Origin of the sequence: Paraburkholderia bryophila, assembly GCF_003269035.1 — a bacterium.
Taxonomy (GTDB): Bacteria; Pseudomonadota; Gammaproteobacteria; order Burkholderiales; family Burkholderiaceae; genus Paraburkholderia; species Paraburkholderia bryophila.
In genome coordinates this window covers 27,701-53,012 of record NZ_QLTK01000033.1, presented here as the reverse complement: position 1 = coordinate 53,012, position 25,312 = coordinate 27,701, and the positions used below count along the sequence as shown (strand labels likewise).

The window sequence follows — 25,312 nt, the reverse complement described above, 5'->3', positions numbered from 1 at the left end:
GGGGTTGGGTTTTGTGGGGAAGGTGCGGTGGTGGGCCTGGGCGTTGCGGGTTTAGTGCTTCGCTCGCACTGCCCGCTCCTGCTCAACACCACGCCTCGCTCCTGGCAGCGGCTAAAACGACGAAGTACGCATTTCCGATAAGCGGGCAGTCTCCCGTGGGATTTCCGACCCTCCATTGCCCGATGGCCGTTAACGACAGGCCATCAGGCAATTCGTGTCACCGTCCCGAGCGACGGCGACACGAATTGCGACGCTAGGGTCAATCGATCGGATGCTGCGTGGCCGTCATGTACAACTTGATCGCAGGCTGACCCAACGCGATGGTATTCAGCATTCCGATTCCAAGCTGTCGGGCAAATTCGTCATCAAGTTTGAAATCGTCCTCATCAGCCATAACCACGCCCATCCTCCCTGCGACAAGCGGGGCGAGTTTTCTCGGATCGACGGTATGCACGATTAACTGCTGCAGATCCTCGTTATAAGTCAGCACGACAGCATAGGGCGGATGTTGTTTGGCCATCAATAACCTCTGCAAGCTTGGTATCTGGCGAATGCGTCAGCTCTGCACTTTGCGAGAAAGCGAACTCCTCGCGGGCCGGCATGAACTGCACATTTTTCTACTTGCGCTCTCCACTGGGGTACATCTTTTTCATAGAACGATTCGTTGACGGCGAGAAGAACCTCAAGCAGCTTAAGCTCGCGATTCGCGAAAGGTCGTTGCACAGTTCGCCTATCCCGGAAGGCGAACTAGATGACGTAAATCAGCGCCACCGACCCGTCTACCTTCCTCGATAATCATCAATCCGGCGCCGGGCTCGGGATAGTCAACAAGCGGTTCACCATCCAACCTATCTACGTTGAACGCATCGATGACAAGATCCGTTGGTGTCTTCATCGCCACGGCATAGATGAGTACAGGTACGCCGTGATCGACACCCACCAGCTCGCGGGTGAGAGTAAGCACGTCGCACCCGGCTTTCTCCATGCTGTCGTCGTGACACATAGCAAGGTAAAACCGAGAACCAATCTCGCGTACTAGACACTGGCGAATTTGCGCCTTCCACTGATTGATTCGATCGCCGTAAATTGGCTCGCATGTCTCAATTAGAAATGTGAGCAACGCGATTTCCTGCAAGAAAAGTGGTCTTGGCATCCGTTCTCTTCTCTTCCGACGAACCGAATCCATGCGTGCCGACAGGCAAAACGGAACAGTCATTTTCTGAACCATCCAGTCGCTAAGCCGCGCCATCCAGCGACGGCGCGTCGGATTCGCATAGCAGTCGTCGCATGAATATCTCGAACATTGCAACTACCGTGGTGGGCGGACGGCGTCAACGCGAACGACGTTCATCCATATGCACGGAACGACATCCGGATGAACGAAGACATCTAGGGAAGCTTACGGCTAGGCGGAAGGTCCGATTCCTTGAAAACGTGTCTCAAGTCTGCCCCGCCGATGCGCTTTCCCGCTTCCATGATCATGAGACCGTCACCCGGCTCCGGATACTTAACAAGTGCCTCTCCATCGAGACGATCAATGTCGAGGGAGTGCAAGACATAACCGGAGCGCGTTTCGATGACGTAGGCATAGATGAGCACAGGCACTCCCTCGTCAAGTGCAATCAGAACACGAGCCAGTGGTGTGTAACCGCCACCGGGCAATCGATCCTCATGGCTGATCGCCAGACAGTAGGGCACATTGACCTCATGAACCGTACATGTTTCTATTTGCGCTCTCCATCGGGGAACGTAGTCTTCATAGAAAGATTCGTTCACTGAGAGAAGAAATTGAAGTAGCCGAAGCTCGTGACTCTCGAAAGGTCGTTCCATCAGTTCGATCCCAAATTATTCCGTTCTTAATTATTGTCGTACAGCCGCAATAGATCCGACTCGAATCTCCGTGGGCGAGAGCCGATACGCCGAATACTGAATCTCCCGACCATTGACTGTTACATAAAACGTTTTTCCATCACCAACCGCCAGCTTGACACCGCTGCTCTCCGCCACATCCTGCCGGATGGCGTCCATAACCGGCTGATGCGGGATGCCCTCTTCATCCAGATGCCGAAACGTGTGATAAAGCTGATTAGGATTTTGTCCCCAGTTTATCTCCGACGTATCCTTAACCGTCGGCTTGCACATCTCCTTGATGCGCTCGACCGTCTCAGCCGCTTTTCTCGCTCCCTGCCCGATGCCGTACCTGACCGCCGGGTTATGCACCAACCGCCAGATAAAGAGCGCGCCGCGCGCCAGATTGTCGGGCAAGCCGGCCGAAAAATGACACCCACCGCACACAGCCGATGTCCCAGGCACCGCCGCTCTCAGCATCTGACGCGAGCCCTGGAGATTCGCCGGCGGCCCTACCGGCGATTCCCCAAAGTTGTAGTTGTCGATCCATTGATCGACTTCATCGCTACTGATCGGAACATCTGTCCCGTCATTCAGATCGAGAACACTGCCATTCCTCGCGACCGTCCCGCTGCGCAACACAACGCGACCGTCAGGCGCATAGTCGAAACTGACCTTGAATACGCGTCTGAGACCGCCATTGGTCGGACTCGCATACTCATTGAACTTGAACCGGCTGATCCGCCCTCGCAGGTCATAGCGCAGGTAGAAATCGCCGGTCGGGTTGTAGCCGTTGAGAACGCGATGGGCGGCATCGCGCATGATCATTTCCGTACCGTCCGGCAACGCCTGCTGGACGATGACGCCGAACACGTTGCCGGTCGCGTCGCGCGTGACCTTCCACTGCCCAACCAACGTCCCCGCCTCGTAGAACTGCGCGAAGGTGATCCGGTTGAAGGCGTCGTACACCATGCCGTAAGCACGCGTCGCGTCGTTCGATTTCGCCGCGTCGAAGCCGCTCGCTCCCGTGCTGTCAGTCGTAGGTGTCTCGCTCAGCCCGGTCGCATTGCCCTGCCCGTCGTACACGAACGACTGGATGACGCCAGGCGACGCAATCGCCGCAGGACGCAGACTCGTACCGTCCGCGTAGCGGATCGTCGTGATGGACGTCCCGGAAGCATCTTTGCTTGTGATCCGTGCGGGTCGTCCGGCGACGTCGTAGCTGTATTCGGAATTGCCAGCTTCGTCGTTGTCCTTCAGTAAACTGCCTGATGCGTCCCACGCGAAGTTTTTGGCGCCATCGGCCGAGCGGGAAGACGTGGGCCGCAGCACGCCGCCAACGGAGGAAAATCCCAGCGTCGTCGTACGCTTGTTGTCGGTGACGGTAGTCGTCCCCGCGCCGTAGGCGAACTGCGCGTTGAGCGACGAATCCGCGTGATTAACCGCCACCGCACGCCCCTGCGTGTCGTAGCTCCACGTCGCAATGCGATTGCCGATCTCGTCGATTTCGCCAGTAAGAGCGTTACGAAAGCGGGTGTCGTCATAGACATAGCGGTGCACGTTGCCGTCAGGCCAGGTCACCGAAACGAGGTTGCCACTCGCGTCGTACGCGTATTGCGTCAGCCTGCCTAGCGGATCATTCAAACGCGACAGACGCCGCTTGTCGTTATAGTCGAGGCGAAGCGTGACGTCCTGCTTCGCGTCGGTGCCCGCCGCATGCTGCGTGATCGTCGTCAGCAGACCCGAGCTGTCGTAGGTCAACGTGCGGACAAAACCCGTCCTGGTACTTTCGGACAGCAGCAAGCCCTGCGCGGAGTACGACTCGGTGGTATCCGTTTTCAGATCGGTAAGCGTCCACCCCGAACCGGATTGAACGAGCGCGAGCCCCGTAAATCCCGCCGTGCGCCAACTCCCGGACGACCAGTTGAAAGTGACGGGCTCGCCGTTCTCGCGATACGCGAGAACCTTCGACGCACTACCGCTGTTCGCATTGGCCAACCCAAGATTGCGCTGCCAACTGTGAAACCACACCGGTCCCATCGCAGCAGACGACGCACCCAACGACTTCGATCGATACGTCCGCGTGAACCGCATCGGCAGATCGTCACCGCTGACGAAATCGGCCTCCGTCAACGTGACCGCGCCACTGCCTGGATACACCGGATCAGCGACGGGACAACTGGCCTCAGGCTCGTTTGCCGCCGGCGCCGCGCACCATTGATCGATTAGCGCGAGATCGTTGATACACGCGTAGTTGCCCATCCCGCCGGGCGTATTGCCCACGACATCGAGGCGACACGTCTTTGAACCCGGCGTTGCACCAGATTGCGAGTAGAGCTTGAGACAGTCGGTTGCGCTTGCACCGAACGCCACCATGAGCAGCATGAATGCGGCTAGCAGGCGAACGGCCATCCCGGCCGGCCTCTCGGCCACGCGATAGTCTTTCATCGTCATCCTTATTGGTTGTACTTGTATGAAGCACAACCACGCTATAAGGAACTCAGCGACGAGAGGCTCTGAAAATTCTCAATCTTGTATTTCTATTTTCGCCAACTACAGCGCGCTTCTATCAGCACCTACACAAAGCGTAGGAAATCAAGAAAGGGCAACTCATCCGAAACCCCCAAACGCAAAAAGCGAGGCCGCCGCGCACCGTCATCCGACCGTGCCCAACGCCTCGCCTTTAAAACTTATCCCCAGATTTTGTTCAGAAGCCTGTGGATAACCTTCCTGCAACCGCCGCAACTCCTTGATCGGACTACCTTCTCAAGCGCTGCGCACGGCACACCGCCAACCGGAACGACTAAACCGCCGCCCGCCCGATCGGCCGCACAAACGCGCTTCGTTCGACCAATGCGCCGAACAGCAGCCCAATCGTCGTCCACATAATGACCTGCATCCCGATCGCGGCAACGCGGAACTTCCACAGCAGCACAGCCGGGAAAGCCGCCGGCACTTCATTGATCACCGGCATGGAAAGCTGCACGGCGGCAATCATCACGACGAACACCACGGCCGCCACGATCGAGCCATTCCATGCGCCGAGTTGCACGGCCAACCGACGCCGCACTTTCAACGAAAACACCATCGCCGCTAGCGAAATCGCGATCATCAGGAAGAACAAACCGGTACGCGCGCCGATCGTTTCAGGATCGCCGACCGAAGGCGGGTTCGCCGGATACTTGATATTCGGCACGATCACGATCGTGATGAATGCACCGAGCGCAAGCCACGCTGACAACGCCCGCGCACTCACCACGCCGACACGTCCATACGCGAACGCAAACACCAGCGAAAACAATCCGCCGATCGCCGCGCCATACGTCACCACACCCGTCAACAGACCGAGGCCCGCCTGCGTCTCGCGACTCACGATTTCCGGCTCGGGGGCTTCGCCCTTGGCGGCATCGGCTTTTTCCTCGAAGGAAATCGCCTGATCGACCTGCGGCTCGCCTACCACTTTGGCGAAGCTGAACGTGAGTAACCCTGCAGCGATGCCTGCAAGCATGCCGCGCACCAACAATTTACCAACCATGTTCAATGCTCCGTTAGTGGCAAGGAAAGCCGAGCAGATGGCGGCCGTCGTGCACGAACTCATGCACGTACATGCCGGGCACCAGCGAGGTGGCCCCCTCTTCCGCACCAACGAAGTAAATAGCGAGCAGTAACAGCAAACCGCCGAATACGATCCACGGCAGCAACTCGCGCAAGGGAATCGGCGTGGGCTGAGCGACAGCCGGATTGCCGGATTTGAGAACGGCTTCAGTCATGGTGACATCTCCTGGGGTAACGCGCCCCGATAGTCGATTACAGAGGAAGTGCGCCAAGCTCAGGTCTGGCTTTTGGCAGTAAAGGCCAATTACAGTGGCGCGACCGCGCCGGGCTTCCACCGGCTTCCGAGCTTCGCAGTGCCGCTATTCTACGCGTTAAACTCCGGCCTTCAGCAACGCAGAACTAATGCGCGAGTACATGGCTTCGGTCCGGGCTCCCGGTCCGAGGAAACGCAAGGAAACCATCGGTATGGACATTCGGCTATTACTGATTAGCCACGCCTCGACCGCCGCGATGCGTGCCGGCCGCTTTCCCGTCGCCGACCCACTTGCTCCACTCGACCCACGCGGTCTCGCCGAAATCCGCGCCGCGCGTTCGCTCCTGTCGATTCCCGACGATGCCACCGCCTTCGTCAGCCCCGCCGCCTGCGCGCGCGAAACGGCCTCGGCCTTAGGCCTGACGGCGACAGTCGACGCGCACCTGGCCGATATGAACTACGGCAATTGGCACGGCCGACGCCTCGCCGATCTCATGACCGAAGCGCCTCATGAGCTCGCCGCATGGACCCGCGACCCGGACGCCGCGCCGCACGGCGGCGAGTCGTTCAGCCAGCTTGTGAAGCGAATAGAGGAATGGCTGGAAGCGCTGAATGAACGAATGAGCCACGCATCCCAGGCCAACCAGACTCATAACGTGGTCGCCATCACGCATGCGCCGGTGTTGCGGGCAGCGATCGTCTCCGTGCTCGGTGCTGCGCCCGCCGTGTTTCCACGCATCGAAATCGCGCCGCTCTCGGTGATCGAATTGCGACGCTCGCGGCGTGGCTGGACCTGGTGGCCAGCGTCGCGCTAGCCACCGCGGTTCCGCTCGAGCGGAGCCGCGCCATCTACTCGCCGATTACTTGCCCGACACAACCAGCCGCAACTTGTTCGAGCCCGTCGGCGCGAGCGTGATCTCGGTCCGTTTGCCCGGTGCACCGACATAAAAGTGCTGACGTCCCGGCGAATTCTGATCGTGCGTCGCCTCCGGCAAACAGGAAGCGACGTCGGCCGCGACGGCTTGCAGTGCATCCGCGTTCGAACCCGCGTCGTGGTGCGGCGTCCACATGCATTGATAGCTGCCGTGACTGGCGGAACATTGCGCGTCGTCGCCATAGGGTTGCGCGACGCCTTTGCCGTCGTCGGGTGTCAGCGAGGACAAGCCGCCCGGTGCGGCCGCCACGATGCGTTTGAGCGCGGCGCAAGGGCTGGGGGCGTCGTCGGCATAAGCGTTACTGCATGGCAAAACCACACCCAGCCATGCAGATAACGATGCAGCGGCGAGCGCGGCCGGGATGTGTCGAGTCCTGTTCATGTCGCATGGTCCTTCCAGAAGTGGGAGCACTACCGCGATCAGGAGTAGCACGACGCATGCCTATCAGAGCCGTAATCAGAGCCCTATCCACCGCCCGCTCAGTATCCCGTCACGCTCCGTCACCGAACAACGCCGCGCGCCCTTGCGGCGACGCAAAAATGCCCTTGGCGTCGTGCCCGACACCGTCGATCACCAACGTGCGATGCATCGCCAGCCCAGCGGGATGCCGCAACGCCATATACCGCGCGTAAGCGAGTCCACGCTCCAACCGGTGTTCCCCCTGTGTCATCGCCGCACAAGACCGGTCGAGCGCCGGATGCTGTGGATCGCAATCCGCGCCACCCAGCAGCACGGTGACCTCACGCTGCGCATACCGCGCTTCGAGCCCGGCCGCGTCACCCTCGCCGCCGGCATACGCGGGCAGATCCTCAAGCCCATACTTCCAGCGATTGAACGACGGACACAGCGCCGCGTCGAACGCCGCGAATTCACCCGCCGCCCCCGGCCTCATCGCATCGAAATACACATACGACGAGGGATTCGCCACCACGTAGCGCAGCGCAATACCGCGCGCCATGAGCGGCGCATCGCCGCGCGCGACCACCGCGTAGCGTTGCACGACCTGGCCGCCGCCCGAATGCCCCGCAACCACTACCTCGGTCAGCGACGCAAACTGCTCGCGCGCGGCGAGCGTGTGCAGAATGGCGTCGAGTACATCGAACGAACTGAGCGGCGCCGGCCCGACGGCGTTGTCGCCGCCCATCCAGCCGATCCACTCCCAATGCAACGTGGAAGGCGGCACGGCATGCACCGCCACGTCGGCACTGGCGAGAAACTGTGGCACGATCAGCAGCGTGTCGTCCGCGCTGCCGCCGGCTAGCTCGCAGGCCCGCTGCGCCAGGTCGAAGTACGTATCGCCGTTGCGCAAACGTCCGTGAATCAGAATCACCGCGCGGCGGACGTCGCGCGGCGGCGCAAGCCAGTCGCCATTCGTGAAGACCGGCACCGTGCCGCTGCCGGCAGGTGTCGTGACGTTCAGATGGCGGCTCGCCACTACCGCGACCGGACGTTCATTCGGTGCGCGTTCGTCGTCCGTGTTTAAAGACTGGGTCATGCAATAGGCTCGTGGTTGATCTAATGAGTGGCGGCCCTCGCCGCCACGTTGCCGTGCGCTCGCCCGGCACGCGTGAAATACACCATCGCCAGCGACACGAAACCGGCAAAAATCAGGTAGAACGCCGGCGTAAGACTGCTGCCCGTCAAGTGCGTCAACCCGGTAATAGTGAGCGGCGCCATGCCGCCGAACAACGTCACCGCGATGTTGTACGACAGCGCGACGCCGGCCGAGCGGCTACGCACCGGGAACAGCGTCGCGAGCATGCCAGGATGCGCGCCGGACATCGCCGCGAGAAACACCGTGGCCACCATCTGCGCGATGAACAGATGCCCCGGCGTCGGATCGGTCACGACGAAGTGATAGAGCGGATACACGCACACCATCCACGCAATCACGATCGGATAGAACAAGCGGTACGCGCCGTAACGATCGGCGAGCTTGCCCGACAGCGGAAACAGAAACAGATTTAACACGCCCGACACGAACGCACCGAGCAACGCGGTCGACAACGGCAAATGCAATTGCCGCTCGACATACACGGACAGATAAGAGTGCCACACGTAATTCGTCGCCGCCCCGACGATGATCACGCCCATCGCGCAGATCGCCGCGTCACCGTTATCGCGGAAGAACTGCCGGACGGTCACGCGCGGCGGCTTCTCCTGATGCTGAAGCAGCCGCTCGAACTCGGGCGACTCGGCCACGCGATGCCGGATATAAAAACCGAACGGCCCGGCCAGCGCGCCGAACAGAAACGGCAAACGCCAGCCCCAGGCCACCAGTTGTTCATGCGTCAACTGCGTGGTCAGCAGATAGCCAACGCCTGACGACAGCAGCAACGCGAACGCCTGCGCCGACATGTTGAAGCTGCCATAGAACATCTTCTTGTGCGGCGGCGCATACTCGACCAGCATCGCGGACGCCGTCGCGAACTGCCCACCCACCGAGAGCCCTTGCAGCAAACGCGCCAGTACTACCAGCAGCGGCGCCGCGATACCGATCCGCGCATAGCTCGGCGTGAGTCCCATCAGCAGCGTGCTGGCCGCCATCGAAATGATCAGCAGCGAGAGCGCCTTGCGACGCCCCGCCCGGTCCGCGTAAATGCCGAGCAGAATGCCGCCGATCGGCCGCACGACGAAGCCGACGGCGAACGTGGCGAGCGTCAGCATGATCGACACGAAGCCGCTGCCGCCAGGAAAGAACACTTGCGCGATGATCTTCGCGAAGTAACCGTAGATCAGAAAGTCGAACCATTCGAGGCCGTTGCCGAGCACGGACGCGAAGATCGCGCGACGCACCATGGCCGGACTCAGTGCGCTCGAAGGGTCGGCGCGGGTGATCTCATCTTCGCGTCGATTGAAGGCTGCCTCGCTCATGGCTCGCACCCCCGCGTACCGAACATGGCCGACAACGCGCACACCGACGTCAACATTCGCGCACCATCATGACCGACGCCCGGCACGACATGAAAACTCTGATTCAAACCCTGCGGATGACGCGACTGCATATACGCGTAATACGCGGTCGCGCGCGCCACGCGCTGCGGCCCTTGCGCCTCCGCCGCGCAGGATCTATCGAGCGCGCTTTGCTGGGGATCGTCGTCCGCGCCGCCGACCAGATAGTCGATCCGGCGCGCCGCATAGCCCGCTTCGAGTTGCGCGGGCGAACGATCGCCGAGATACGGCGGCCGGTTGTCCATGCCGTACTTCCATTGATTGAAGTCGGGACATTGCGCGGCGTCGAACGGCGCGGCGACACCTTGAGCGTTAGGCCTCGATGCGTCGAAGTAAGCGTAGGTGGACGGACTCGCCACCACGTATCGCACGTCGATGCCCGCGCCGGTCAGCGCGGCGATGTTGCGCCCCGCGACCGCGTAGCGCTGTACCACCTGGCCGCCGCCGGAATGGCCGGCAAACACCACATGGCGCAGGTTCGGAAACAGCTTGCGATCGGCCAGACGTGCGACGATCGCGTCCAGCACCTCGTAGGAACCGATCGGCAACGGCGCGTTTGCCGCTTCGCCGCCCATCCATGCGTCGCCGGTCCAGCGCAGCATGTCGGCGGGTTCATCGTGCACGCGCAGGTCGAGATTGGCGAGGAATTGCGGCGCGATCAGCAGCGTGGTGTCGGGATCGGCATGCGCAGCGTCGCGGGCGTTCTGCGCGGTACGGTAGTACACGTCCGCGTTGCGCAGTTTGCCGTGTATCACGATCACCGCACGCGTCACCTGGGGCTGCGCGACGTTCCAGTCCTTCGACAGATACAGCGGAAATTCGGCATGCCCGAGCGGCGTATCGATCGAGAACCGCGTGTCGGAGATCACCGCGACCGGCCTCAGATGCGCCTTGTACGCGTGTGCCGCCCACGCCGGTTGCACGAGTGCCGCAAACACGGCCACGCCTGCTGCGGCGCATAACGTCGCGGTGCGTCGAGAGAGAGAAAAGGTCATGCCGCTAGCTCCTGATTACCGTGCGCTGTCTTTCTTGAACGCGGCGCATCGTCGAATCCGTCGTTGAGAAGTCAAATGCTCAGAACCGGTGGCGAATACCGAGCGTCACGCCGGTCTGGTTCGGACCGAACGCGGTGTCGCTCGTCAACCCGACCGGCGTGTATTTGTCGTTGGCGTAGCGCGTGGACGCGGCGTAGGCGACGGTTGCATACACATCGGTTCGCTTCGACAGAATATAGTCCGCACCCAGCACGCTCATCAATGAGTTCGACACGTTGGCCGCCTTGTTGGTCTGGTAGTACTCCGCGACCGTCACGCGAAACTGCGGCGCGATCAGATAACGCACCCCGCCGAACCACAGTGCCGACGACACCGTCGCGCCCTTGGTCGGGTTGTACAGATAGTGCTCGTAGCCGCCCAACACCGTGAGGTCGCCGACCTGCTCACGTGCGGACGCACTCCAGTTGCGCGATTTGGTCCACATGCCGGTGGAATTAATCGCGCCGTTACGGTAGTCGTAGGCGAGCGCCGCGGCGAAGCTGCCGCTATCGTAGTCGAGCGCACCGCCATAGGCCGCGCTGCTCTGAAACGAATCCGCCGTGCCGCCGAAGCTGTACACGCCCGTGGCCGTCAAACCGCCGAAGTGGCCCACGTACTTGACCGAATTGTTCACGCGTGCCTTGAACGAAAAACTGTCCGCGGAACCGGTGGTGGGCATCCACGTGTACTGCTGGCCGAACACCATCGGGTCGTATTTGATCAGCGTGTCGTACATGGCGGTGTACTGCAAACCCGCCGACAACGCGCCGTAGGCGTCATTCGCGACACCCACCGCCGCGGTCCGATTGAACAGCACACCGGCGGTAGCGTTGGTACCGTCGTTACCGTTGAATCCGGCCTCGAGAATAAAGAACGCCTTGTTGCCGCCGCCGAGGTCTTCCGTGCCGCGAAAGCCGAAGCGCGAATTGCTCAGGCCGCCGGAATTCTCGCGCACCAGCGAGCCGCCGCTCGCGCCCGCATGGTTGAGAAATTCGAGGTTGGTGTCGATCAGGCCGTACAACGTAACCGAGGCCTGAGCATGCGCGCCCGCGCAACCCGCCATGGCCAATGCGGCCACTGCATATTGTTTTTTCACTGACGTCTCCAGTCGATTTTGTTTTATGTCGCAACGTAGCCGGCGTGTTTGTCTGAGGCAGCGCAGGCATCGATCGATGCGATGAGCGAGATCGTAGGATTGACCGTGGTAAATGTAAAATACCTGTTTTACGCACCACCCATATTTAATGAATATGGTAACGGGGTGGCCTGAACTACACGGCCAGGAGACGGAACATCATGGAACTGCGTCATCTGCGTTACTTTCTGGCGGTCGCCGAAGAAGGCCAATTCACCCGCGCCGCCGAGCGACTGGCCATGCAGCAACCGCCGCTATCGCAGCAGATTCGCGCGCTGGAAGAAGAGATCGGCTTCGAGCTGTTCGTGCGCATGCCGCGCGGCGTGACGCTGACACCGGCAGGCCGGGCCTTTGCGGAAGACGCGCAACGCCTGTTGCACGACCTTCAGCAGTCAGTGGAAAAGGCGAATCGGATCGCACGTGGCGAGCTCGGCACGATTTCGATCGGGCTGACCAGTTCGGCCGCGTTTCATCCCTTCACGACCGAGGCGATCCGCGCGTTCCGGGCGGTGTGCCCGGAGGTGGCCGTGGAGCTGGCCGAGCTCAACGCGGCGGAAATCATGGAGCGTCTGGCCGCAGGGCAGATTCAGGCCGCGTTTCTCCGCAAACCGGTCGACGCGCGCGAGGGCGTGGCGTTCGAACTCCTGCTCGATGAGCCCATGGTCGTGGTATTGCCGGCGGGGCATGCGCTGCTGAAAGGCGTGGGCAAAAAACGCCCACAGGTGTCGTTGAAAGCGCTGGCGCAAGAGGACTTCATTCTGGTCCGGCGGCCGGGCGCCCCCGGCATGTATGCCGACATCCTCGCCGCGTGCCGGCAAGCCGGCTTCGTGCCGCGTATCGCGCGTGAAGTGCCGCGCATGGTGTCCGGCATCAATCTCGTCGCGGCGGGTTTAGGCGTAACGCTAGTGCCTGCCTCGATGCAACGCTACGACCAGGTGGGCACCGTCTATTGCACGCTCGCCAATCCCTCCAGGCTGAGTGCGCCCTTGCATCTGGCCTACCCGGCGGCGTTGCAAAACAGCGCGGCGACGCGCTTTGTTCAGTTGGTGATGGCGCGCGCACACAAGTAGGTCGCGGCCGCTCGCGCGGGCCGCAGTTTCGGCGGTGTAAATAGGCACGCTAATTGCGCTCTCGTCGTACCGGACAGGTATTGCCGACCATCCAATGACGCGAACCACACGCCATGTCAAACAAACTCGCCGCTAGTCCCAATGGCCGTCTTTCCTCAGGTATCGAAGGCATCGACGACATCCTCGGAGGCGGTTTCACGCCATATCGCATGTATCTCGTCGAGGGCGCACCGGGTACAGGTAAAACCACCCTGGCGTTGCAATTCTTACTTGAGGGTGTCGAGGAAGGACAAGTCGGCCTGTACATCACGCTCTCCGAGACCCGCAATGAATTGATTTCGGTCGCCGAGAGCCACGGCTGGGATATCAGCCGGTTTACGATCCTCGAATTGCTTTCCGACGAAGGCCTCGACCCGCAGTACGAGCAGACCGTGCTGCACCCGGCCGAAGTCGAACTCGGCGAGACCGTGCGCAGCGTGATTCAGCAGGTCGATGAACTCAAACCCGCGCGCATCGTGCTCGACAGTCTTTCGGAGTTGCGTCTGCTGTCGCAGAACCCATTGCGCTACCGGCGGCAGATTCTCGCGCTCAAACGCTACTTCGCGACCCGCGATTGCACGGTACTGCTGCTCGACGACAACGCGGCCGATCCTCGCGACGTGCAACTGCACAGCATCGCACACGGCGTGATCTCGCTCGACAACGTCGTGCACGACTATGGCGGCAGCCGTCGGCGCATGCGCGTCGCCAAGATGCGCGGTATCAAGTTCCGCGAGGGCTATCACGACTTCTCCCTCGACACGGGCGGCATTCACGTATATCCGCGGCTGGTTGCCGCCGAACACCGCGCAGACTTCCTTACCGACGTGCAAAGTACCGGCACGCCCGGCCTCGATGCGCTGCTCGGCGGCGGCCTGCTTCCTGGCACCAACGCGCTGATAATCGGCCCGTCGGGAGTCGGCAAAACCACGACCGTGGTGTCGTGTCTGATCGCCGCATTGGAGCGCGGTGAACGTTGCGTCTACTACGTGTTCGACGAAACGCTTACGACGCTGATCGCTCGTTGCACGACGCTGGGCATGTATCTCGCGCCGCACGTGGAAAGTGGCCTGCTGACGCTGCGCCAGATCGATCCAGCGGAAATCTCGCCGGGCGAATTCGCGAGCGACGTGCGCAACTCGGTCGAAAAGGGCGCCAGATACGTCGCTATCGACAGTTTGAATGCCTATTTGCAGGCCATGCCCGGCGAGCGTTATCTGCTGCTGCAAATGCACGAGTTGCTCGGCTATCTGAACCAGCAGGGCGTCGTCACGATGCTCGTGCTGGGGCAGCACGGCATCATCGGCGAGGTGCAGACCGATATCGACATCAGCTATCTCAGCGACGTGGTCGTGCTGTTCCGCTATTTCGAGCACCGCGGCGAAGTGCTGACCGCGGTGACCGCAGTGAAGAGTCGCGCCAGTGCGCACGAACGCTCGATCCGTCAATTCCGGATCAGCACCAACGGCGTGGAGGTGGGCGAGGCGCTACGCGACTTCGAAGGCGTCCTGTCCGGCCTGCCGGCGTATCGCGGCAGCACCGCGCTGCTCGGCGCCAAGCCCAACGTCATCGACACGTCGAGGTAGTCAGGTTATGGAGCAACGCGTCCTTATCCTGGCGCCGTTCGGCCGCGACGCCGATGTGATTGCCGAAGTGCTGCACAAAGACCAGCGCGTCTGCGTCGCCTGCCGCAGCGCAGAGGCGCTGACCGAAGCGCTGGACGCCGGCGCGGGCAGCGCGCTGATTGCCGAGGAAGCGCTTGCGGATCACCATGCGTCGCGTTTATTCGACTGGCTCAAGCAGCAACCCGCCTGGTCCGATTTCCCCTTTATCCTGCTGGCCGCGTCGCGAGTCGGGCACCGCTCCGCGCGCGGACTCGCCGTGCTCGAGCAACTCGGCAACGTGGTGGTGCTCGAACGCCCGTTGAATTCGGAAACACTGCGGCGCGCGGTGGCGTCGTCGCTGCGGGCGCGGGCGCGACAATACGAATCGCGTCGCCATCTGGCCGAACGGATCGAGGCGCAGAACGCGCTGGTGCAGTTGAACGACTCATTGGAAAGCCGGATTGCCGAACGCACTCACGAACTCGCGTCCGCCAACAATCGGCTCATGACGGAGATTCACGAGCGCGCCAAAGTGCAGGCGGTGCTGGTGCAATCGCAGAAGATGGAAGCGCTCGGGCAACTCACCGGCGGCATTGCGCACGACTTCAACAATCTGCTCAACGTGATCATGGTCAACGCGGAGCTGATCGCGCGGGTGAGCGGCGACGAGCGCATTCGCGGCATGGCCGGCACGGTCAAACGCGCAACCGAGCGCGGCGCGAAACTGACCGGCCAGTTGCTGACTTTCTCGCGCAACAGCAACCTCGATCTCAAAGCCGTGGACGTGGTCGCATTACTGCAGGGCATGCGCGACATCATCACAGTCTCGCTCGGATCCAGTATCCGTTACGCCAACGAAATCGAAGGCGAAGAGATGTGGACCGAAGCGGACGCCAACCAGCTCGAACTGGCCATTCTGAATCTCGCGATCAACGCGCGCGACGCGATGCCGGGCGGCGGCCAACTCAGCATTCACGTCAAACAGCGCGCGGCGCCCGACGCAACCCTCGCGGACGGCCGTTACGTCGTGCTCGAAGTGATCGACACCGGTTCGGGCGTGCCCGCCGATGTGGTCTCGCGCGTATTCGATCCCTTCTTCACCACCAAGCCGATCGGCAAAGGCACCGGACTCGGCTTGAGCCAGGTCTACGGCATCGCGAGGCAGGCGGGCGGCACCGCGCGCCTGTTCAGCGAGGAAGGCGCCGGCACCACCGTGGAGATCTGGCTGCCCTTGCGCGAGCGCGTGGCCCCGCAAAACGAAGCGGCTTACGACATCGAACAGAATGCCGTCGGCGAAAAACGGGTGCTCGTGGTGGAAGACGATGGCGAAGTGCGCGCCATGCTGGTCGAGTCGCTGCGCATGCTCGGCTACACCGTGACGGAAGCCGCGGACGGCCGCGCCGGACTGAATCGCCTGGAGAGCGACAAGCCGGACCTGCTGATGGTCGACTTCGCGATGCCGGGCATGAACGGCATCGACGTCATCGCGGAAGCGCGCAAGATGCGCGAGGACTTACCGGTGATTCTCGCAACCGGTTACGCGGATGTGGATATTTCCGGGCTGGCGGTGAAACGCTGCACGATTCTGCGCAAGCCGTTTCAACTGGACGATCTGGCGCGCACGGTGCGGCTCGGACTGGCTGCGTGATTCATAGCGTGATTTACAGCCAGATTCGCCCACGGCACACCTCCGCACGGATTCATCTCACCGCACGCAGTTACGTCCCGCGCTTTTGGCCTCGTAGAGCGCCTGGTCCGCGGCATGCAACAACGCTTGCAGCGTGGCGCGCGATTCGCTGAGCGTCACGCAACCGAGACTCACGGTTACCCGCACCTCTCCCGCCACCGTGTCGACCCGCGCCGCTTCCACCGCCGCGCGCAAGCGTTCAGCCACCTGCGCCGCCTGCTGTGCGTCGGCGCCACTCAGCATCAGCACGAACTCCTCGCCGCCGAGACGGGCGAACAGATCCTGCGGACGCAGCAATTGGGTCGCCTCGCTGACGACCCGCTTGAGCACTTCGTCGCCGGCCAGATGGCCGGCCGTGTCGTTGATCCGCTTGAAGTGATCGGCGTCCAGCATGACCAGCGACAACGCGTCGCCGTCGCGCTTCGCCCGCGCGATTTCCGCTTCGGCCACTTCGAAGAAATGCGCACGGCTCGATGCGCCCGTTAGATGATCCGTGGTGAGCAGGCGTTGGAGGTTGTCGGCGGTGATTTTGCGTTCGGTGATGTCGCGCAGCACGACCGTATAACCGGAAAACTCGCCATCTTCCTCGCGCGAAACCGCGACCAGAATTTGCCCCCAGTAGCGCTCGCCGCGTTGCGTCTCGCACCAGCACTCTTCGATATGCCAGCCCTGGTCGCGCGCAAACGCCAGGTGTTCGGGCGAACGGTGCGGCGGAAATTGACCCGGCGAATAGAAGCGCGCGAGCGTATGACCGAGCGCGTCCGCTTCGCTGAAACCCGTCACGCGTTCGACCGAAGCGTTCCAGCTCTCCACGCGGCCTTGCGCGTCGAGCGTGAAGAACGAAAAGTCCTTCACGTTCGTGTAGATCGCCGCAAGCCATGATTCGGTCTGACGCGCACGACGTTCGGCGGCGACCTGACGCGACACGTCGGTGAGCACCGTCATCAGCAGATCGGCGCCGATCTTGATGATCGAACACGACAACACCACCGCGCGCTCATGCGCCGGCGTCACGAAGATCCGATGATGTTCGCAGATCGCACCGCGCCCGGCCGTAAAACTCTCAACCAGGTTGCGCAATTCCGGCGCGACCGACGTCAGGCTTTCGAAAATATTCTCGATGCCGTGCGCACCGACCAGCGGCATCAGCAATTGCGAGGCGAGCGGATTCATCATATCGATGCGGCCCGCCAGATCGCTGCGCACAATGCCGACCGGCGACATGTACACGAACGACAGCAGCGCTTCGTGCTCCGCCTGGAGCTGTTCCAATGCCTCGTCGTCGAGCGAGTCCACTAGGCCGCCTGACGGTCGACCAGCACGAACCGCGTCGCGCTGTCGGGCCCGCGCAGCAGGCGCAGCCGCACCGGCGTGGGCCGCATGCGCAGGGTCAGCACGTACGGCAGCGTGGCGTCGAGCGTGGCTTCGTCTTCGAAACGCTGCGCCACCATGAAGTTGTTCATACACGGCGCGACTTCGTCGAACAGGTGACGGCCCAGCACGTTCGCCGCGCGTAAACCCGCGCCCGCCGATTCGAATGCGTTGTACACGGTCACACGGCCGTCGGCGGCAAAACCGATCACGCCGAACGGCAGCGCGTCCAACGTCTCGCGGGTGGCGGCGTTCAGGTCCGCGAGCGGCACGTTGTCAAATTGCAGAGTCACGATGTCTTCCAATAGATTCCGCCGGCTGGGAAATCGATAACGCGTAACCGGCTAACAATACGGTTAACGACATGAGCGGCCGTAAGTTTACCGGAGATACCGCAAGGCAGCGGGCGACCCGCGTCCACCACCCGTTGCTTGCCCCTCTCATCTCATCGCGTCACAAAAAAATCGCAATTCAATAGTTTGCTAACGAATTTTTTAGAAATACAATACCGCCCATGTCGAACCTCGATAAATTGCGCCGCACCGTCAGTAGCACCCTGGTCGTGGCTGCCAGAAAATGGCGGCGCACGAGCCACGGCGTGCTCGCGGCTTTCAACGTCTCGGAGGCGTGCGCCACGCCGCTGTTGACCGCCGGCCGGCTCGGCTCGGCGGTGCGCCAGGTCACGCTGGCCGATCACGTCGGTATCGAAGGTCCGTCGCTCGTGCGGCTGCTCGATCAATTGTGCGCGGCAGGCTTGATGCGCCGCGACGAGGATCCCGAAGACCGTCGAGCGAAAACCGTGGTGCTGACCGAAGAAGGCCGCAGGGTCACCGCGAAAATGGAAGAGGAACTGGTCACGTTGCGCGCGCAAGCACTGAAAGGCGTGTCGCGCAGCGATCTGGAGGCGACCTTGCGGGTGCTTGCAGCGTTTACATCAGACGCGGCGGAACGGGAGGATCCGACAACCGAGTCCTCCGCGCCGCCCGCGCCCGGCGCGCGGACGCGGGCAATCGGCACACCCCGCAAAGCCGCAAAAACCACCCATACCAGCAAGGCCGCCAAAGTCGTCAAAACGACCGCGCGCAAATCTTCCAAACGCAAAGCACCCACCGCCGCGCCGCACGACGCCGGCGATCCGGCGTAACGTTTTATGGTCTATCCCTCCCTTCGCGACTGGCTGTTTTCGGTCAAGACCTTCGCCGCGGCAATGATTGCGCTTTACATCGGCCTTGCACTCGAACTGCCGCGACCTTACTGGGCGATGGCAACCGTTTACATCGTGTCGAATCCGTTTGTCGGCGCAACCCGTTCCAAGGCGCTCTATCGCGCGCTCGGCACGGCCCTGGGTGCGTCGGCGGCAGTGCTGCTGGTGCCGCCCTTCGTCGAATCGCCGTATCTGTTCAGCGTGATTGTCGCGTTATGGACCGGCACGCTGCTGTATCTCGCGGTGTCCGACCGCACCGCGCGCAGCTATGTGTTCCTGCTGGCCGGCTACACCATGCCCATCATCGCGCTGCCGTCGGTCACGAATCCCGCCGGCGTGTTCGATCTGGCGGTGAGCCGCACCGAAGAAATCACGCTCGGTATCGTCTGCGCGAGCATTGTGGGCAGCTCGCTGTTTCCAAGCCGGCTCGCACCGACCATTATCGAACGCACCGACGCGTGGTTTCGCGATGCCGCGTTCTACGCCACCGAAACGCTGTCCGGCCGCATTGCCGGTTCCGCGATTTCGGGCGCGCGGCAGCGGCTCGCGGCCATTATCAACGGGCTGGAACTGTTGTTGAGCCAACTGGCCTACGACCACACGCGGCCCGACGTGCTGGCGCGCGCGCATGAACTGCGCGGGCGCATGCAGTTGCTGCTGCCGATCATGTCGTCGCTCGCCGACCCGCTGATCGCGCTGTATAACTCCGGCCGCCAGACCTGGCCCGAGGGGCTCGAAGCGCTGCTGAACGACGTCATCAAATGGTTCAACGCGCCGATGCCTGCGGTCAGCGCGGGCTATCACCCGGATCCGGCCGCCGACGCGTTGCGCGCGCGCATCGCGGCCATGCAGCCGCCGCCCGCCGCGCTGGCGAACTGGGACGGCGCGCTGCTCTCGAACGCACTGTGGCGCATGAAACAGGTGATCGACGTGTGGCAGGACTGCCGCTCGCTGCGCATCATCATCACCCGCGAAGAAGGCTCGTGGCGGCCGCGTTTTCGCCATTGGCGGCTGGGCGGCACCGAGCGCTTCTACGATCGCGGCATCATGCTGTTCTCGACCGGCTCCGCGGCGGCGGCCGTGATTCTCGCGTGCAGCCTGTGGATCAGCTCGGGCTGGAACGACGGCGCCGGCGCGGTGACGCTCGCGGCGGTGGCGTGCTGCTTCTTCGCCGCGCTCGACGAACCCGCGCCCATGGTGTTCCGCTTCTTCGTGGCGACCGCCATCAGCGTGGTGGCGGCGGGTGTCTATCTGTTCGCCGTGCTGCCGCACGTGCACGATTTTCCGATGCTGGTGATCATGTTCGCGGCGCCCTTCATTTTCGTCGGCACGCTGATTCCGCGTCCGCAGTTCAACCTGGCAACGGTGCTGGTCGCGGTGAACACCGCCACGTTCATCAGCATTCAGGACGCGTACGACGCGAACTTCCTGATCTTCATGAACAGCAATCTCGCGGGGCTCGCCGGCCTGCTGTACGCCTATCTGTGGACGCGCGTCACGCGCCCGTTCGGCGCCGAACTCGCGGCCTCGCGCCTGCTGCGTTCGAGTTGGGCCGACGTGGCGCTCACGGCGTCGACACGACAGATCGACGATCCGCGCAATCTTGCCGCGCGCATGCTCGACCGCCTCATGCAGCTCATTCCACGCCTGGCCGCCACCGACGATCATCGCCACCCGTCGATCGAAAGCTTCCGCGATCTGCGCATTGCCTTCAACGCGCTCGATCTGCGCCGCGTGACCCGCAAGCTTGCCGGCGAAGCGCCGGCCGCAATCGATCACGTACTCGACGACGTGCGCGCGTATTACGAAAATTGCGTCGACCGTCGCAAGCGCGAGCCGGTGCCCGACAGTCTGATGGCGTCGATCGACGCCGCCATGGCGCGTGTCATCGCGCAAGGACTCGCCAATGCCGCCGCACCGAGCGCAACGTCGCAAAGCTCAGCGCGCCGCCTGCGCGACGCGCTGCACGCGCTGGTCGGCTTGCGTCTTTCGCTGTTTCCGGCCACGCTGATGACACCCACGCCGCCCGAACCGGAGGCCGCTGCCTGATGCGCGCATTTCGTGAACCGTCCCCCACCCTTTTCTTCTCCCCGCGATGATCGGTGAAATCGATATTTTCGGCGTGTTCGTGCCGGCTGTGCTCGTGCTGATGTTGATCGCCTATCTGATCAACCTGGCCTTGCGCACCGTGCTCGCGCGCGTCGGCTTCTACCGCTTCGTCTGGCATCGCTCCATCTTCGATCTCGGCATCTATGTGCTGGTGCTGGGCCTTGTCGTCGTCGTTTCGCACAGACTAATAACGTGAAAAAAACCTGGTTCTCCGTCGGTCAAATTCTGCTGACCCTGATCGTCGTCGTAGCCGCCGCCCTGGTGCTGTGGAAACTGGTCGGCTACTACATGTTCGCGCCCTGGACTCGCGACGGACACGTGCGCGCGGACGTGATCCAGGTCGCGCCGGATATCTCCGGACTGATCTCGTCCGTCGAGGTGGTGGACAACCAGCAGGTCAGCAAAGGCCAGGTGCTGTTCGTGATCGACCAGGCTCGCTACACGCTCGCGTTGCGTCAGGCGGAAGCGAACGCGCAACAACGCCGTGCCGCGCTCGATCAGGCGCGCCGCGAAGACGCGCGTAATCGCAAGCTCGGCAACCTGGTCGCCGCGGAGGTCTATGAGGAAAGCCGCTCGCGCGTCGAACAGGGGGAAGCCGCGCTCGCCGATGCGAACGTCGCGATCGACACCGCGAAACTGAACCTGCAGCGCTCGACCATCGTAAGCCCCGTGGACGGCTATCTGAACGATCGGGCACCCCGTACCGGCGAATTCGTCGCGGCGGGGCGCCCGGTGCTCGCGGTGGTCGATATGCATTCGTTCCGCGTCGACGGGTATTTCGAGGAAACCAAGCTGCGCGGCATCGACATCGGCCAGCCGGTCGATATCACGGTAATGGGCGAGCCGAACGTGCTGCGCGGCCACGTGCAAAGCATCGTCGCCGCGATTGAAGACCGTGACCGCACGCAAGGCTCGAATCTGCTGCCGAACGTGAATCCGGCATTTAGCTGGGTGCGCCTCGCACAACGCATTCCCGTGCGCGTCGCGCTCGACGAAGTGCCCGCCGATTTCCGCATGATCGCGGGGCGCACGGCGACCGTGTCGGTACGCGATCTGTCGCCGATCGGCAAGAAGCATCCTGATACACACGCTGCGGGGGCGGTCGATGCTTCCGCAACGACGGCTTCGGGCGCGGGCGTTCCGGTGAGCGGTGCGTCGGCCACGTCGCCGGCGTCAGCGGCGCCGAGCGGCCCGGCGGCACGGACGGCGTCCGCCACCGTGATCTCGGGCGCATCGCAATGAAGCTGTCGCGCGCTCTTCCGTTCCTGCCACTGTTACCGCTGGCCGTCGCGCTCAACGGCTGCATCAACGTCGGTCCCAACTATGCGCTGCCGAAGCAGGCGCTCATCAACGCGCCGCTCGCCAATGCGCCGATCGAAGGCGCCGACACCGCGCTGACGTCGCGCCAGAACGTGCCGGCCGTGTGGTGGCAACTCTACGACGATCCCGTGCTGAACAGCCTGGTCGACCAGGCGCTGCAATCGAATACGGATTTGCGCGTCGCGGCGGCCAACCTGGCGCGCTCGCGTGAAGCGCTGGGCGTCGCGCAGGCGCAAGGCGGCTTCTCCGGCAAAAGCTCGGTGCTGCTCGAACGCGCGCAGGAATCGGCCGAACAGTACCTGCTCACCGAAAAGCTGCCGGTCGTCAATGAAGGCGATATCGGCATCAGCATCTCGTACGAAATCGATCTGTTCGGCAAGCTGCGGCGCGGCGTGGAAGCGGCGCAGGCGGACACCGAGTCCGTCCAGGCCGCCGGCGATCTCGCCCGGATCAGCGTGGTCGCCGACGTCGTGCGCTCATACGTCGATCAATGTTCGGCGGCTGAAGAACTCCGCGTCGCGCAGCAGTCGCTCGCGTTACAGAAGCAGCGCGTGGACGTATCGCGACGTCTGCGCGACGCGGGTCGCGGCAATCAGCCGGACGTAACGCGTGGACAAACGCAGGTCGATACGCTGGCAGCGGATATTCCGCGCTATACGGCACGCCGCAAGATAGCCCAGTACCGGCTCGCGGCGTTGCTCGCCCGTGCGCCGTCCGACCTGCCGCCGGCCGTGCTCGCTTGCGATCGGCTCCCGCAGATTCGCCAGCCGATTCCGGTCGGCGACGGCGCGGCGCTGCTCAAACGCCGCCCCGACGTGCGGGAGGCCGAGCGTCAACTGGCGGCCTCCACCGCGCGCATCGGCGTGGCGACCGGGGCCTTGTATCCGACCGTAAGCATCGGCGCGTCAGCGGGATTGACGGGGGTTCTCGAAGACCTGGGCACGTCGCCTACCGCGCGCTGGGGCTTCGGTCCGCTGATTAGCTGGACCTTCCCCGCGAACGGCGCGCGCGGCCGCGTTCGCGAAGCCGAAGCCTCGAGCCAGGTCGCGCTCGCAAAGTTCGACGGCGTGGTGCTCACCGCCTTGCGCGAGACGGAAACCAGTCTCGCCACTTACGCATCGGACTATGCACGCGCCGACGCGTTGCGCGCCGCATTGAAGTCGGCGGCCGAGTCGGCCGATGAAACGCATCGCCTGTATCTCGCCGGGCGCGAGTCGTTCATTTCGGATCTGGATGCGACGCGCACGCTGACGTCGACGAAATCTCAGGTGGCGGCTGCGGAAGGTCAGGTCGCGATCGATCAGGTCAATCTGTTCCTCGCGCTGGGCGGCGGGTGGGAGATGCCGGCGTCGGCTCCGACCACCACGAAAGCACCTTGAGCGTGCCCTGAAAGGCAAAAAAGGCGTTGCCGGGGCACCCCGGGCAACGCCTTTTTTTCAGCCAACTCACTCACGCGAGCCGAGCGTCAAGCGTCAAGCACACTGCCCACTCACTTCGTGGCGCGTGCCGCTGCGATGATCGCCGCCGCGACTTCCGTCGGCTTCGACAGCATCGCGACATGGCTTGCATCGACCTTGATGACCGTCGCGCCGATCTGCTGCGCCGTCGCGTCCTGCAGCGCCGTCAGAATCATGCGATCCTTCCCGGTCTCCACGAACCACGACGGCTTGTTTTGGCGCGGCAAACGAAACACAGGACGAACAGGTCGACACCTATGGCAGACGTTTCAACAATCCGCGCGCTCGACGCCGTGAAGGCGCTGGCGTTCATCGGCGATCTCAGCATGGGGCAGCCCACGGACCACTCGCTGCGCACCAGTTGGCTGGCCGCGCGGTTAGCGGCCGCGGCGGGCCATGACGACGCGCAATGCGGCGTCGTGAAGGAGGTTTCGCTGCTGCGCTGGTCGGGTTGCACGGCCAATGCGTCGGGATTCTCGGCGATGCTGGGTGACGACATCGGCGGCCGCGAAGCGATGCTTGCCATGCGGCCAGGCTGGGCTGGCGCGGCCGAAGCTCAGGGGCGGCTGGAAGCAACGATCACGCCGCTCGCGCAGATTCACTGTGAGGTATCGGGGGAAATTGCGCGCATGCTCGGCCTCGCGGGCGCCACCCAATCCGCTTTGCGGCACATTTTCGAAGCTTGGGACGGCGGCGGTCTGCCGCAAAAACTCGAGGGCGCGCGGGTACCCGACGCCGTGTTTCTGGTGGCACTCGCAGGCGACCTTGAGATTCTGAGTCGCGTGTATGGCCTCGACGCGGCGCAAAAACTGATTGCGCAGAAGGCGGGCCATAAGTATCCGGACGCGCTCGCCCGGGTCGCGTTCGCGCAAGCCGCCGACTGGCTCGCCGAACTCGACGAGCACAGCGCGGCGGGACGCGACGAACCGCTCGACGCACTGCCCATGCAGCGAGGCACCGCACCCGAAATCATCGCCGACGTGATCGATCTGAAACTACCGTGGATGGCCGGCTACTCGCGCCGCGTGGCCGAAGCCGCGGCAGGCTGCTGCGAGCGCCTCGGTTTCGACGACGACGTTCGGCACGCCACGTATCTCGCCGGCCTGATTCACGGCATGGGGCGCATGGCGGTTTCGAACGCGATCTGGAACACGCCGGGGCGGCTTTCACCCGCAGCGTGGGAAAAGGTGCGGCTCGTGCCTTACTGGACCGCGCGCGCCGGCAAGCAGATCGGCGCGCTCGCGCGTGAAACGGAGATCGCGTCGCAGGCTTATGAACGGCTCGACGGTTCGGGCTATTTTTGCGGTGCGACGGGCGCCATGCTCGGCCGCGAAGCGCGCGTGCTGGCCGCGGCGGCGAGCTGGGTGGCATTGCGCTCGCCACGACCCTGGCGGGCGGCGTTGTCGGCGGATGAAGCGGCGGCGGTACTCAATGAAGAAGCAGCGGCTGGCCGCTTCGATGCCGATTCGATCCATGCGCTGCTGAGCGGCGAGAAAGACGGCTACGAGTCGGGCGCCGAGCGCGTCAAGCCCGCGCGTGCCGCGCTGCTGTCGCCGCGCGAAGTGGAGGTCTTGCGCCACATCAGCCAGGGCGCGAGCAACAAGGAAGTCGCCAAAACACTGCAGATGAGTCCGAGCACGGTGCGCACGCATGTGGAAAGCGTGTTTCGCAAACTTGAATGTTCGACGCGCGCGGCGGCTACGTTGAAAGCCTCGACCCTGCGGTTGATCTGAGGCGAA

The 25,312-nt window shown here is 63.0% G+C and carries 24 protein-coding genes; 10 read left to right on the top strand and 14 right to left on the bottom strand.

Annotation, left to right across the window (positions count from 1 at the left end):
- Positions 1 to 259: 259 nt before the first annotated feature.
- The 6 genes from BX591_RS30845 to BX591_RS30820 form a co-directional block, all read right to left on the bottom strand.
- Positions 260 to 520 carry a hypothetical protein gene (locus tag BX591_RS30845; RefSeq protein WP_111935102.1) on the bottom strand — a complete coding sequence of 87 codons (261 nt, stop codon included), beginning with the start codon at positions 518 to 520 and terminating at the stop codon, positions 260 to 262.
- A gap of 210 nt (positions 521 to 730) precedes the next feature.
- Complete coding sequence (locus BX591_RS30840; RefSeq protein WP_146749837.1) at positions 731 to 1,216, bottom strand: hypothetical protein; 486 nt, start codon at positions 1,214 to 1,216, stop codon at positions 731 to 733.
- Between the two features lie 173 nt (positions 1,217 to 1,389).
- Positions 1,390 to 1,830 (bottom strand): hypothetical protein, encoded by a 441-nt coding sequence (locus BX591_RS30835; protein WP_111935100.1) that lies wholly within the window; start codon positions 1,828 to 1,830, stop codon positions 1,390 to 1,392.
- A 30-nt stretch (positions 1,831 to 1,860) separates the two neighbouring features.
- The gene (locus BX591_RS30830; protein WP_111935099.1) at positions 1,861 to 4,296 is read right to left on the bottom strand and encodes a DUF6531 domain-containing protein; all 2,436 of its coding nucleotides are present in this window, start codon (positions 4,294 to 4,296) and stop codon (positions 1,861 to 1,863) included.
- Between the two features lie 355 nt (positions 4,297 to 4,651).
- Positions 4,652 to 5,383 carry a CbtA family protein gene (locus BX591_RS30825; RefSeq protein ID WP_111935098.1) on the bottom strand — a complete coding sequence of 244 codons (732 nt, stop codon included), beginning with the start codon at positions 5,381 to 5,383 and terminating at the stop codon, positions 4,652 to 4,654.
- 13 nt (positions 5,384 to 5,396) lie between these two features.
- Entirely contained in the window at positions 5,397 to 5,618 is a 222-nt protein-coding gene (locus BX591_RS30820; protein ID WP_111935097.1) for a CbtB domain-containing protein, read from the bottom strand.
- 250 nt (positions 5,619 to 5,868) lie between these two features.
- On the opposite strand from BX591_RS30820, the gene BX591_RS30815 reads away from it, so the two are divergent.
- Positions 5,869 to 6,471: a histidine phosphatase family protein gene (locus tag BX591_RS30815; RefSeq protein ID WP_111935096.1), complete on the top strand. Its 603-nt coding sequence runs from the start codon at positions 5,869 to 5,871 to the stop codon at positions 6,469 to 6,471.
- A gap of 45 nt (positions 6,472 to 6,516) precedes the next feature.
- On the opposite strand, the gene BX591_RS30810 is transcribed toward BX591_RS30815, so the two are convergent.
- From BX591_RS30810 to BX591_RS30790, 5 genes are all read right to left on the bottom strand, one after another.
- Positions 6,517 to 6,972: a hypothetical protein gene (locus BX591_RS30810; RefSeq protein ID WP_111935095.1), complete on the bottom strand. Its 456-nt coding sequence runs from the start codon at positions 6,970 to 6,972 to the stop codon at positions 6,517 to 6,519.
- A 109-nt stretch (positions 6,973 to 7,081) separates the two neighbouring features.
- Complete coding sequence (locus BX591_RS30805; protein WP_111935094.1) at positions 7,082 to 8,086, bottom strand: alpha/beta fold hydrolase; 1,005 nt, start codon at positions 8,084 to 8,086, stop codon at positions 7,082 to 7,084.
- A 20-nt stretch (positions 8,087 to 8,106) separates the two neighbouring features.
- Complete coding sequence (locus BX591_RS30800; protein ID WP_111935093.1) at positions 8,107 to 9,465, bottom strand: MFS transporter; 1,359 nt, start codon at positions 9,463 to 9,465, stop codon at positions 8,107 to 8,109.
- Positions 9,462 to 10,538 (bottom strand): alpha/beta hydrolase, encoded by a 1,077-nt coding sequence (locus BX591_RS30795; protein WP_146749836.1) that lies wholly within the window; start codon positions 10,536 to 10,538, stop codon positions 9,462 to 9,464. The genes BX591_RS30800 and BX591_RS30795 overlap by 4 nt, the downstream gene beginning before the upstream one ends.
- Positions 10,539 to 10,617: 79 nt before the next feature.
- A complete protein-coding gene (locus tag BX591_RS30790; protein ID WP_111935091.1) occupies positions 10,618 to 11,673 on the bottom strand; it encodes a porin in 1,056 nt (351 codons plus the stop codon).
- Between the two features lie 200 nt (positions 11,674 to 11,873).
- On the opposite strand from BX591_RS30790, the gene BX591_RS30785 reads away from it, so the two are divergent.
- The 3 genes from BX591_RS30785 to BX591_RS30775 all read left to right on the top strand — a co-directional run bounded on the left by BX591_RS30785 (position 11,874) and on the right by BX591_RS30775 (position 16,073).
- Complete coding sequence (locus BX591_RS30785; protein ID WP_111935090.1) at positions 11,874 to 12,782, top strand: LysR family transcriptional regulator; 909 nt, start codon at positions 11,874 to 11,876, stop codon at positions 12,780 to 12,782.
- Between the two features lie 113 nt (positions 12,783 to 12,895).
- Positions 12,896 to 14,407: an ATPase domain-containing protein gene (locus tag BX591_RS30780; protein ID WP_111935089.1), complete on the top strand. Its 1,512-nt coding sequence runs from the start codon at positions 12,896 to 12,898 to the stop codon at positions 14,405 to 14,407.
- Positions 14,408 to 14,414: 7 nt separating this feature from the next.
- Positions 14,415 to 16,073 (top strand): ATP-binding protein, encoded by a 1,659-nt coding sequence (locus BX591_RS30775; protein ID WP_111935088.1) that lies wholly within the window; start codon positions 14,415 to 14,417, stop codon positions 16,071 to 16,073.
- A 57-nt stretch (positions 16,074 to 16,130) separates the two neighbouring features.
- Here BX591_RS30775 and BX591_RS30770 read toward each other — a convergent pair whose 3' ends face one another.
- Positions 16,131 to 17,408: a sensor domain-containing diguanylate cyclase gene (locus BX591_RS30770; RefSeq protein ID WP_111935087.1), complete on the bottom strand. Its 1,278-nt coding sequence runs from the start codon at positions 17,406 to 17,408 to the stop codon at positions 16,131 to 16,133.
- Positions 17,408 to 17,776 (bottom strand): PAS domain-containing protein, encoded by a 369-nt coding sequence (locus BX591_RS30765; RefSeq protein ID WP_111935122.1) that lies wholly within the window; start codon positions 17,774 to 17,776, stop codon positions 17,408 to 17,410. The genes BX591_RS30770 and BX591_RS30765 overlap by 1 nt, the downstream gene beginning before the upstream one ends.
- Positions 17,777 to 17,997: 221 nt before the next feature.
- Between BX591_RS30765 and BX591_RS30760 the strand changes: the two genes are divergently transcribed.
- The 5 genes from BX591_RS30760 to BX591_RS30740 are packed head-to-tail and all read left to right on the top strand — an operon-like array spanning position 17,998 to position 23,495.
- Complete coding sequence (locus tag BX591_RS30760; RefSeq protein ID WP_111935086.1) at positions 17,998 to 18,627, top strand: MarR family winged helix-turn-helix transcriptional regulator; 630 nt, start codon at positions 17,998 to 18,000, stop codon at positions 18,625 to 18,627.
- Between the two features lie 6 nt (positions 18,628 to 18,633).
- Positions 18,634 to 20,736 (top strand): FUSC family protein, encoded by a 2,103-nt coding sequence (locus tag BX591_RS30755; RefSeq protein WP_111935085.1) that lies wholly within the window; start codon positions 18,634 to 18,636, stop codon positions 20,734 to 20,736.
- Between the two features lie 46 nt (positions 20,737 to 20,782).
- Complete coding sequence (locus tag BX591_RS30750; protein ID WP_035561322.1) at positions 20,783 to 20,992, top strand: DUF1656 domain-containing protein; 210 nt, start codon at positions 20,783 to 20,785, stop codon at positions 20,990 to 20,992.
- Complete coding sequence (locus tag BX591_RS30745; protein WP_111935084.1) at positions 20,989 to 22,038, top strand: efflux RND transporter periplasmic adaptor subunit; 1,050 nt, start codon at positions 20,989 to 20,991, stop codon at positions 22,036 to 22,038. Before BX591_RS30750 ends, BX591_RS30745 begins: the two co-directional genes overlap by 4 nt.
- Complete coding sequence (locus tag BX591_RS30740; RefSeq protein ID WP_111935083.1) at positions 22,035 to 23,495, top strand: efflux transporter outer membrane subunit; 1,461 nt, start codon at positions 22,035 to 22,037, stop codon at positions 23,493 to 23,495. The genes BX591_RS30745 and BX591_RS30740 overlap by 4 nt, the downstream gene beginning before the upstream one ends.
- 110 nt (positions 23,496 to 23,605) lie before the next feature.
- On the opposite strand, the gene BX591_RS30735 is transcribed toward BX591_RS30740, so the two are convergent.
- Positions 23,606 to 23,749, bottom strand: a complete 144-nt coding sequence (locus tag BX591_RS30735; protein WP_176343141.1) for a hypothetical protein — start codon at positions 23,747 to 23,749, stop codon at positions 23,606 to 23,608.
- A gap of 81 nt (positions 23,750 to 23,830) precedes the next feature.
- Between BX591_RS30735 and BX591_RS30730 the strand changes: the two genes are divergently transcribed.
- Positions 23,831 to 25,306, top strand: a complete 1,476-nt coding sequence (locus BX591_RS30730; protein WP_111935082.1) for an HD domain-containing phosphohydrolase — start codon at positions 23,831 to 23,833, stop codon at positions 25,304 to 25,306.
- Positions 25,307 to 25,312: the final 6 nt, after the last annotated feature.

What these genes read in the sequence shown, in the direction of transcription:
- BX591_RS30835 (WP_111935100.1), bottom strand. Translation starts at nt 1,830, where the DNA reads ATGGAACGACCTTTCGAGAGTCACGAGCTTCGGCTACTTCAATTTCTT.
- BX591_RS30795 (WP_146749836.1), bottom strand. Translation starts at nt 10,538, where the DNA reads ATGACCTTTTCTCTCTCTCGACGCACCGCGACGTTATGCGCCGCAGCA.
- BX591_RS30775 (WP_111935088.1), top strand. Translation starts at nt 14,415, where the DNA reads ATGGAGCAACGCGTCCTTATCCTGGCGCCGTTCGGCCGCGACGCCGAT.
- BX591_RS30730 (WP_111935082.1), top strand. Translation starts at nt 23,831, where the DNA reads ATGGCAGACGTTTCAACAATCCGCGCGCTCGACGCCGTGAAGGCGCTG.
- BX591_RS30780 (WP_111935089.1), top strand. Translation starts at nt 12,896, where the DNA reads ATGTCAAACAAACTCGCCGCTAGTCCCAATGGCCGTCTTTCCTCAGGT.
- BX591_RS30740 (WP_111935083.1), top strand. Translation starts at nt 22,035, where the DNA reads ATGAAGCTGTCGCGCGCTCTTCCGTTCCTGCCACTGTTACCGCTGGCC.
- BX591_RS30810 (WP_111935095.1), bottom strand. Translation starts at nt 6,972, where the DNA reads ATGAACAGGACTCGACACATCCCGGCCGCGCTCGCCGCTGCATCGTTA.
- BX591_RS30845 (WP_111935102.1), bottom strand. Translation starts at nt 520, where the DNA reads ATGGCCAAACAACATCCGCCCTATGCTGTCGTGCTGACTTATAACGAG.
- BX591_RS30750 (WP_035561322.1), top strand. Translation starts at nt 20,783, where the DNA reads ATGATCGGTGAAATCGATATTTTCGGCGTGTTCGTGCCGGCTGTGCTC.
- BX591_RS30815 (WP_111935096.1), top strand. Translation starts at nt 5,869, where the DNA reads ATGGACATTCGGCTATTACTGATTAGCCACGCCTCGACCGCCGCGATG.
- BX591_RS30800 (WP_111935093.1), bottom strand. Translation starts at nt 9,465, where the DNA reads ATGAGCGAGGCAGCCTTCAATCGACGCGAAGATGAGATCACCCGCGCC.
- BX591_RS30755 (WP_111935085.1), top strand. Translation starts at nt 18,634, where the DNA reads ATGGTCTATCCCTCCCTTCGCGACTGGCTGTTTTCGGTCAAGACCTTC.
- BX591_RS30825 (WP_111935098.1), bottom strand. Translation starts at nt 5,383, where the DNA reads ATGGTTGGTAAATTGTTGGTGCGCGGCATGCTTGCAGGCATCGCTGCA.
- BX591_RS30785 (WP_111935090.1), top strand. Translation starts at nt 11,874, where the DNA reads ATGGAACTGCGTCATCTGCGTTACTTTCTGGCGGTCGCCGAAGAAGGC.
- BX591_RS30820 (WP_111935097.1), bottom strand. Translation starts at nt 5,618, where the DNA reads ATGACTGAAGCCGTTCTCAAATCCGGCAATCCGGCTGTCGCTCAGCCC.
- BX591_RS30840 (WP_146749837.1), bottom strand. Translation starts at nt 1,216, where the DNA reads ATGACTGTTCCGTTTTGCCTGTCGGCACGCATGGATTCGGTTCGTCGG.
- BX591_RS30760 (WP_111935086.1), top strand. Translation starts at nt 17,998, where the DNA reads ATGTCGAACCTCGATAAATTGCGCCGCACCGTCAGTAGCACCCTGGTC.
- BX591_RS30830 (WP_111935099.1), bottom strand. Translation starts at nt 4,296, where the DNA reads ATGAAAGACTATCGCGTGGCCGAGAGGCCGGCCGGGATGGCCGTTCGC.
- BX591_RS30805 (WP_111935094.1), bottom strand. Translation starts at nt 8,086, where the DNA reads ATGACCCAGTCTTTAAACACGGACGACGAACGCGCACCGAATGAACGT.
- BX591_RS30735 (WP_176343141.1), bottom strand. Translation starts at nt 23,749, where the DNA reads ATGATTCTGACGGCGCTGCAGGACGCGACGGCGCAGCAGATCGGCGCG.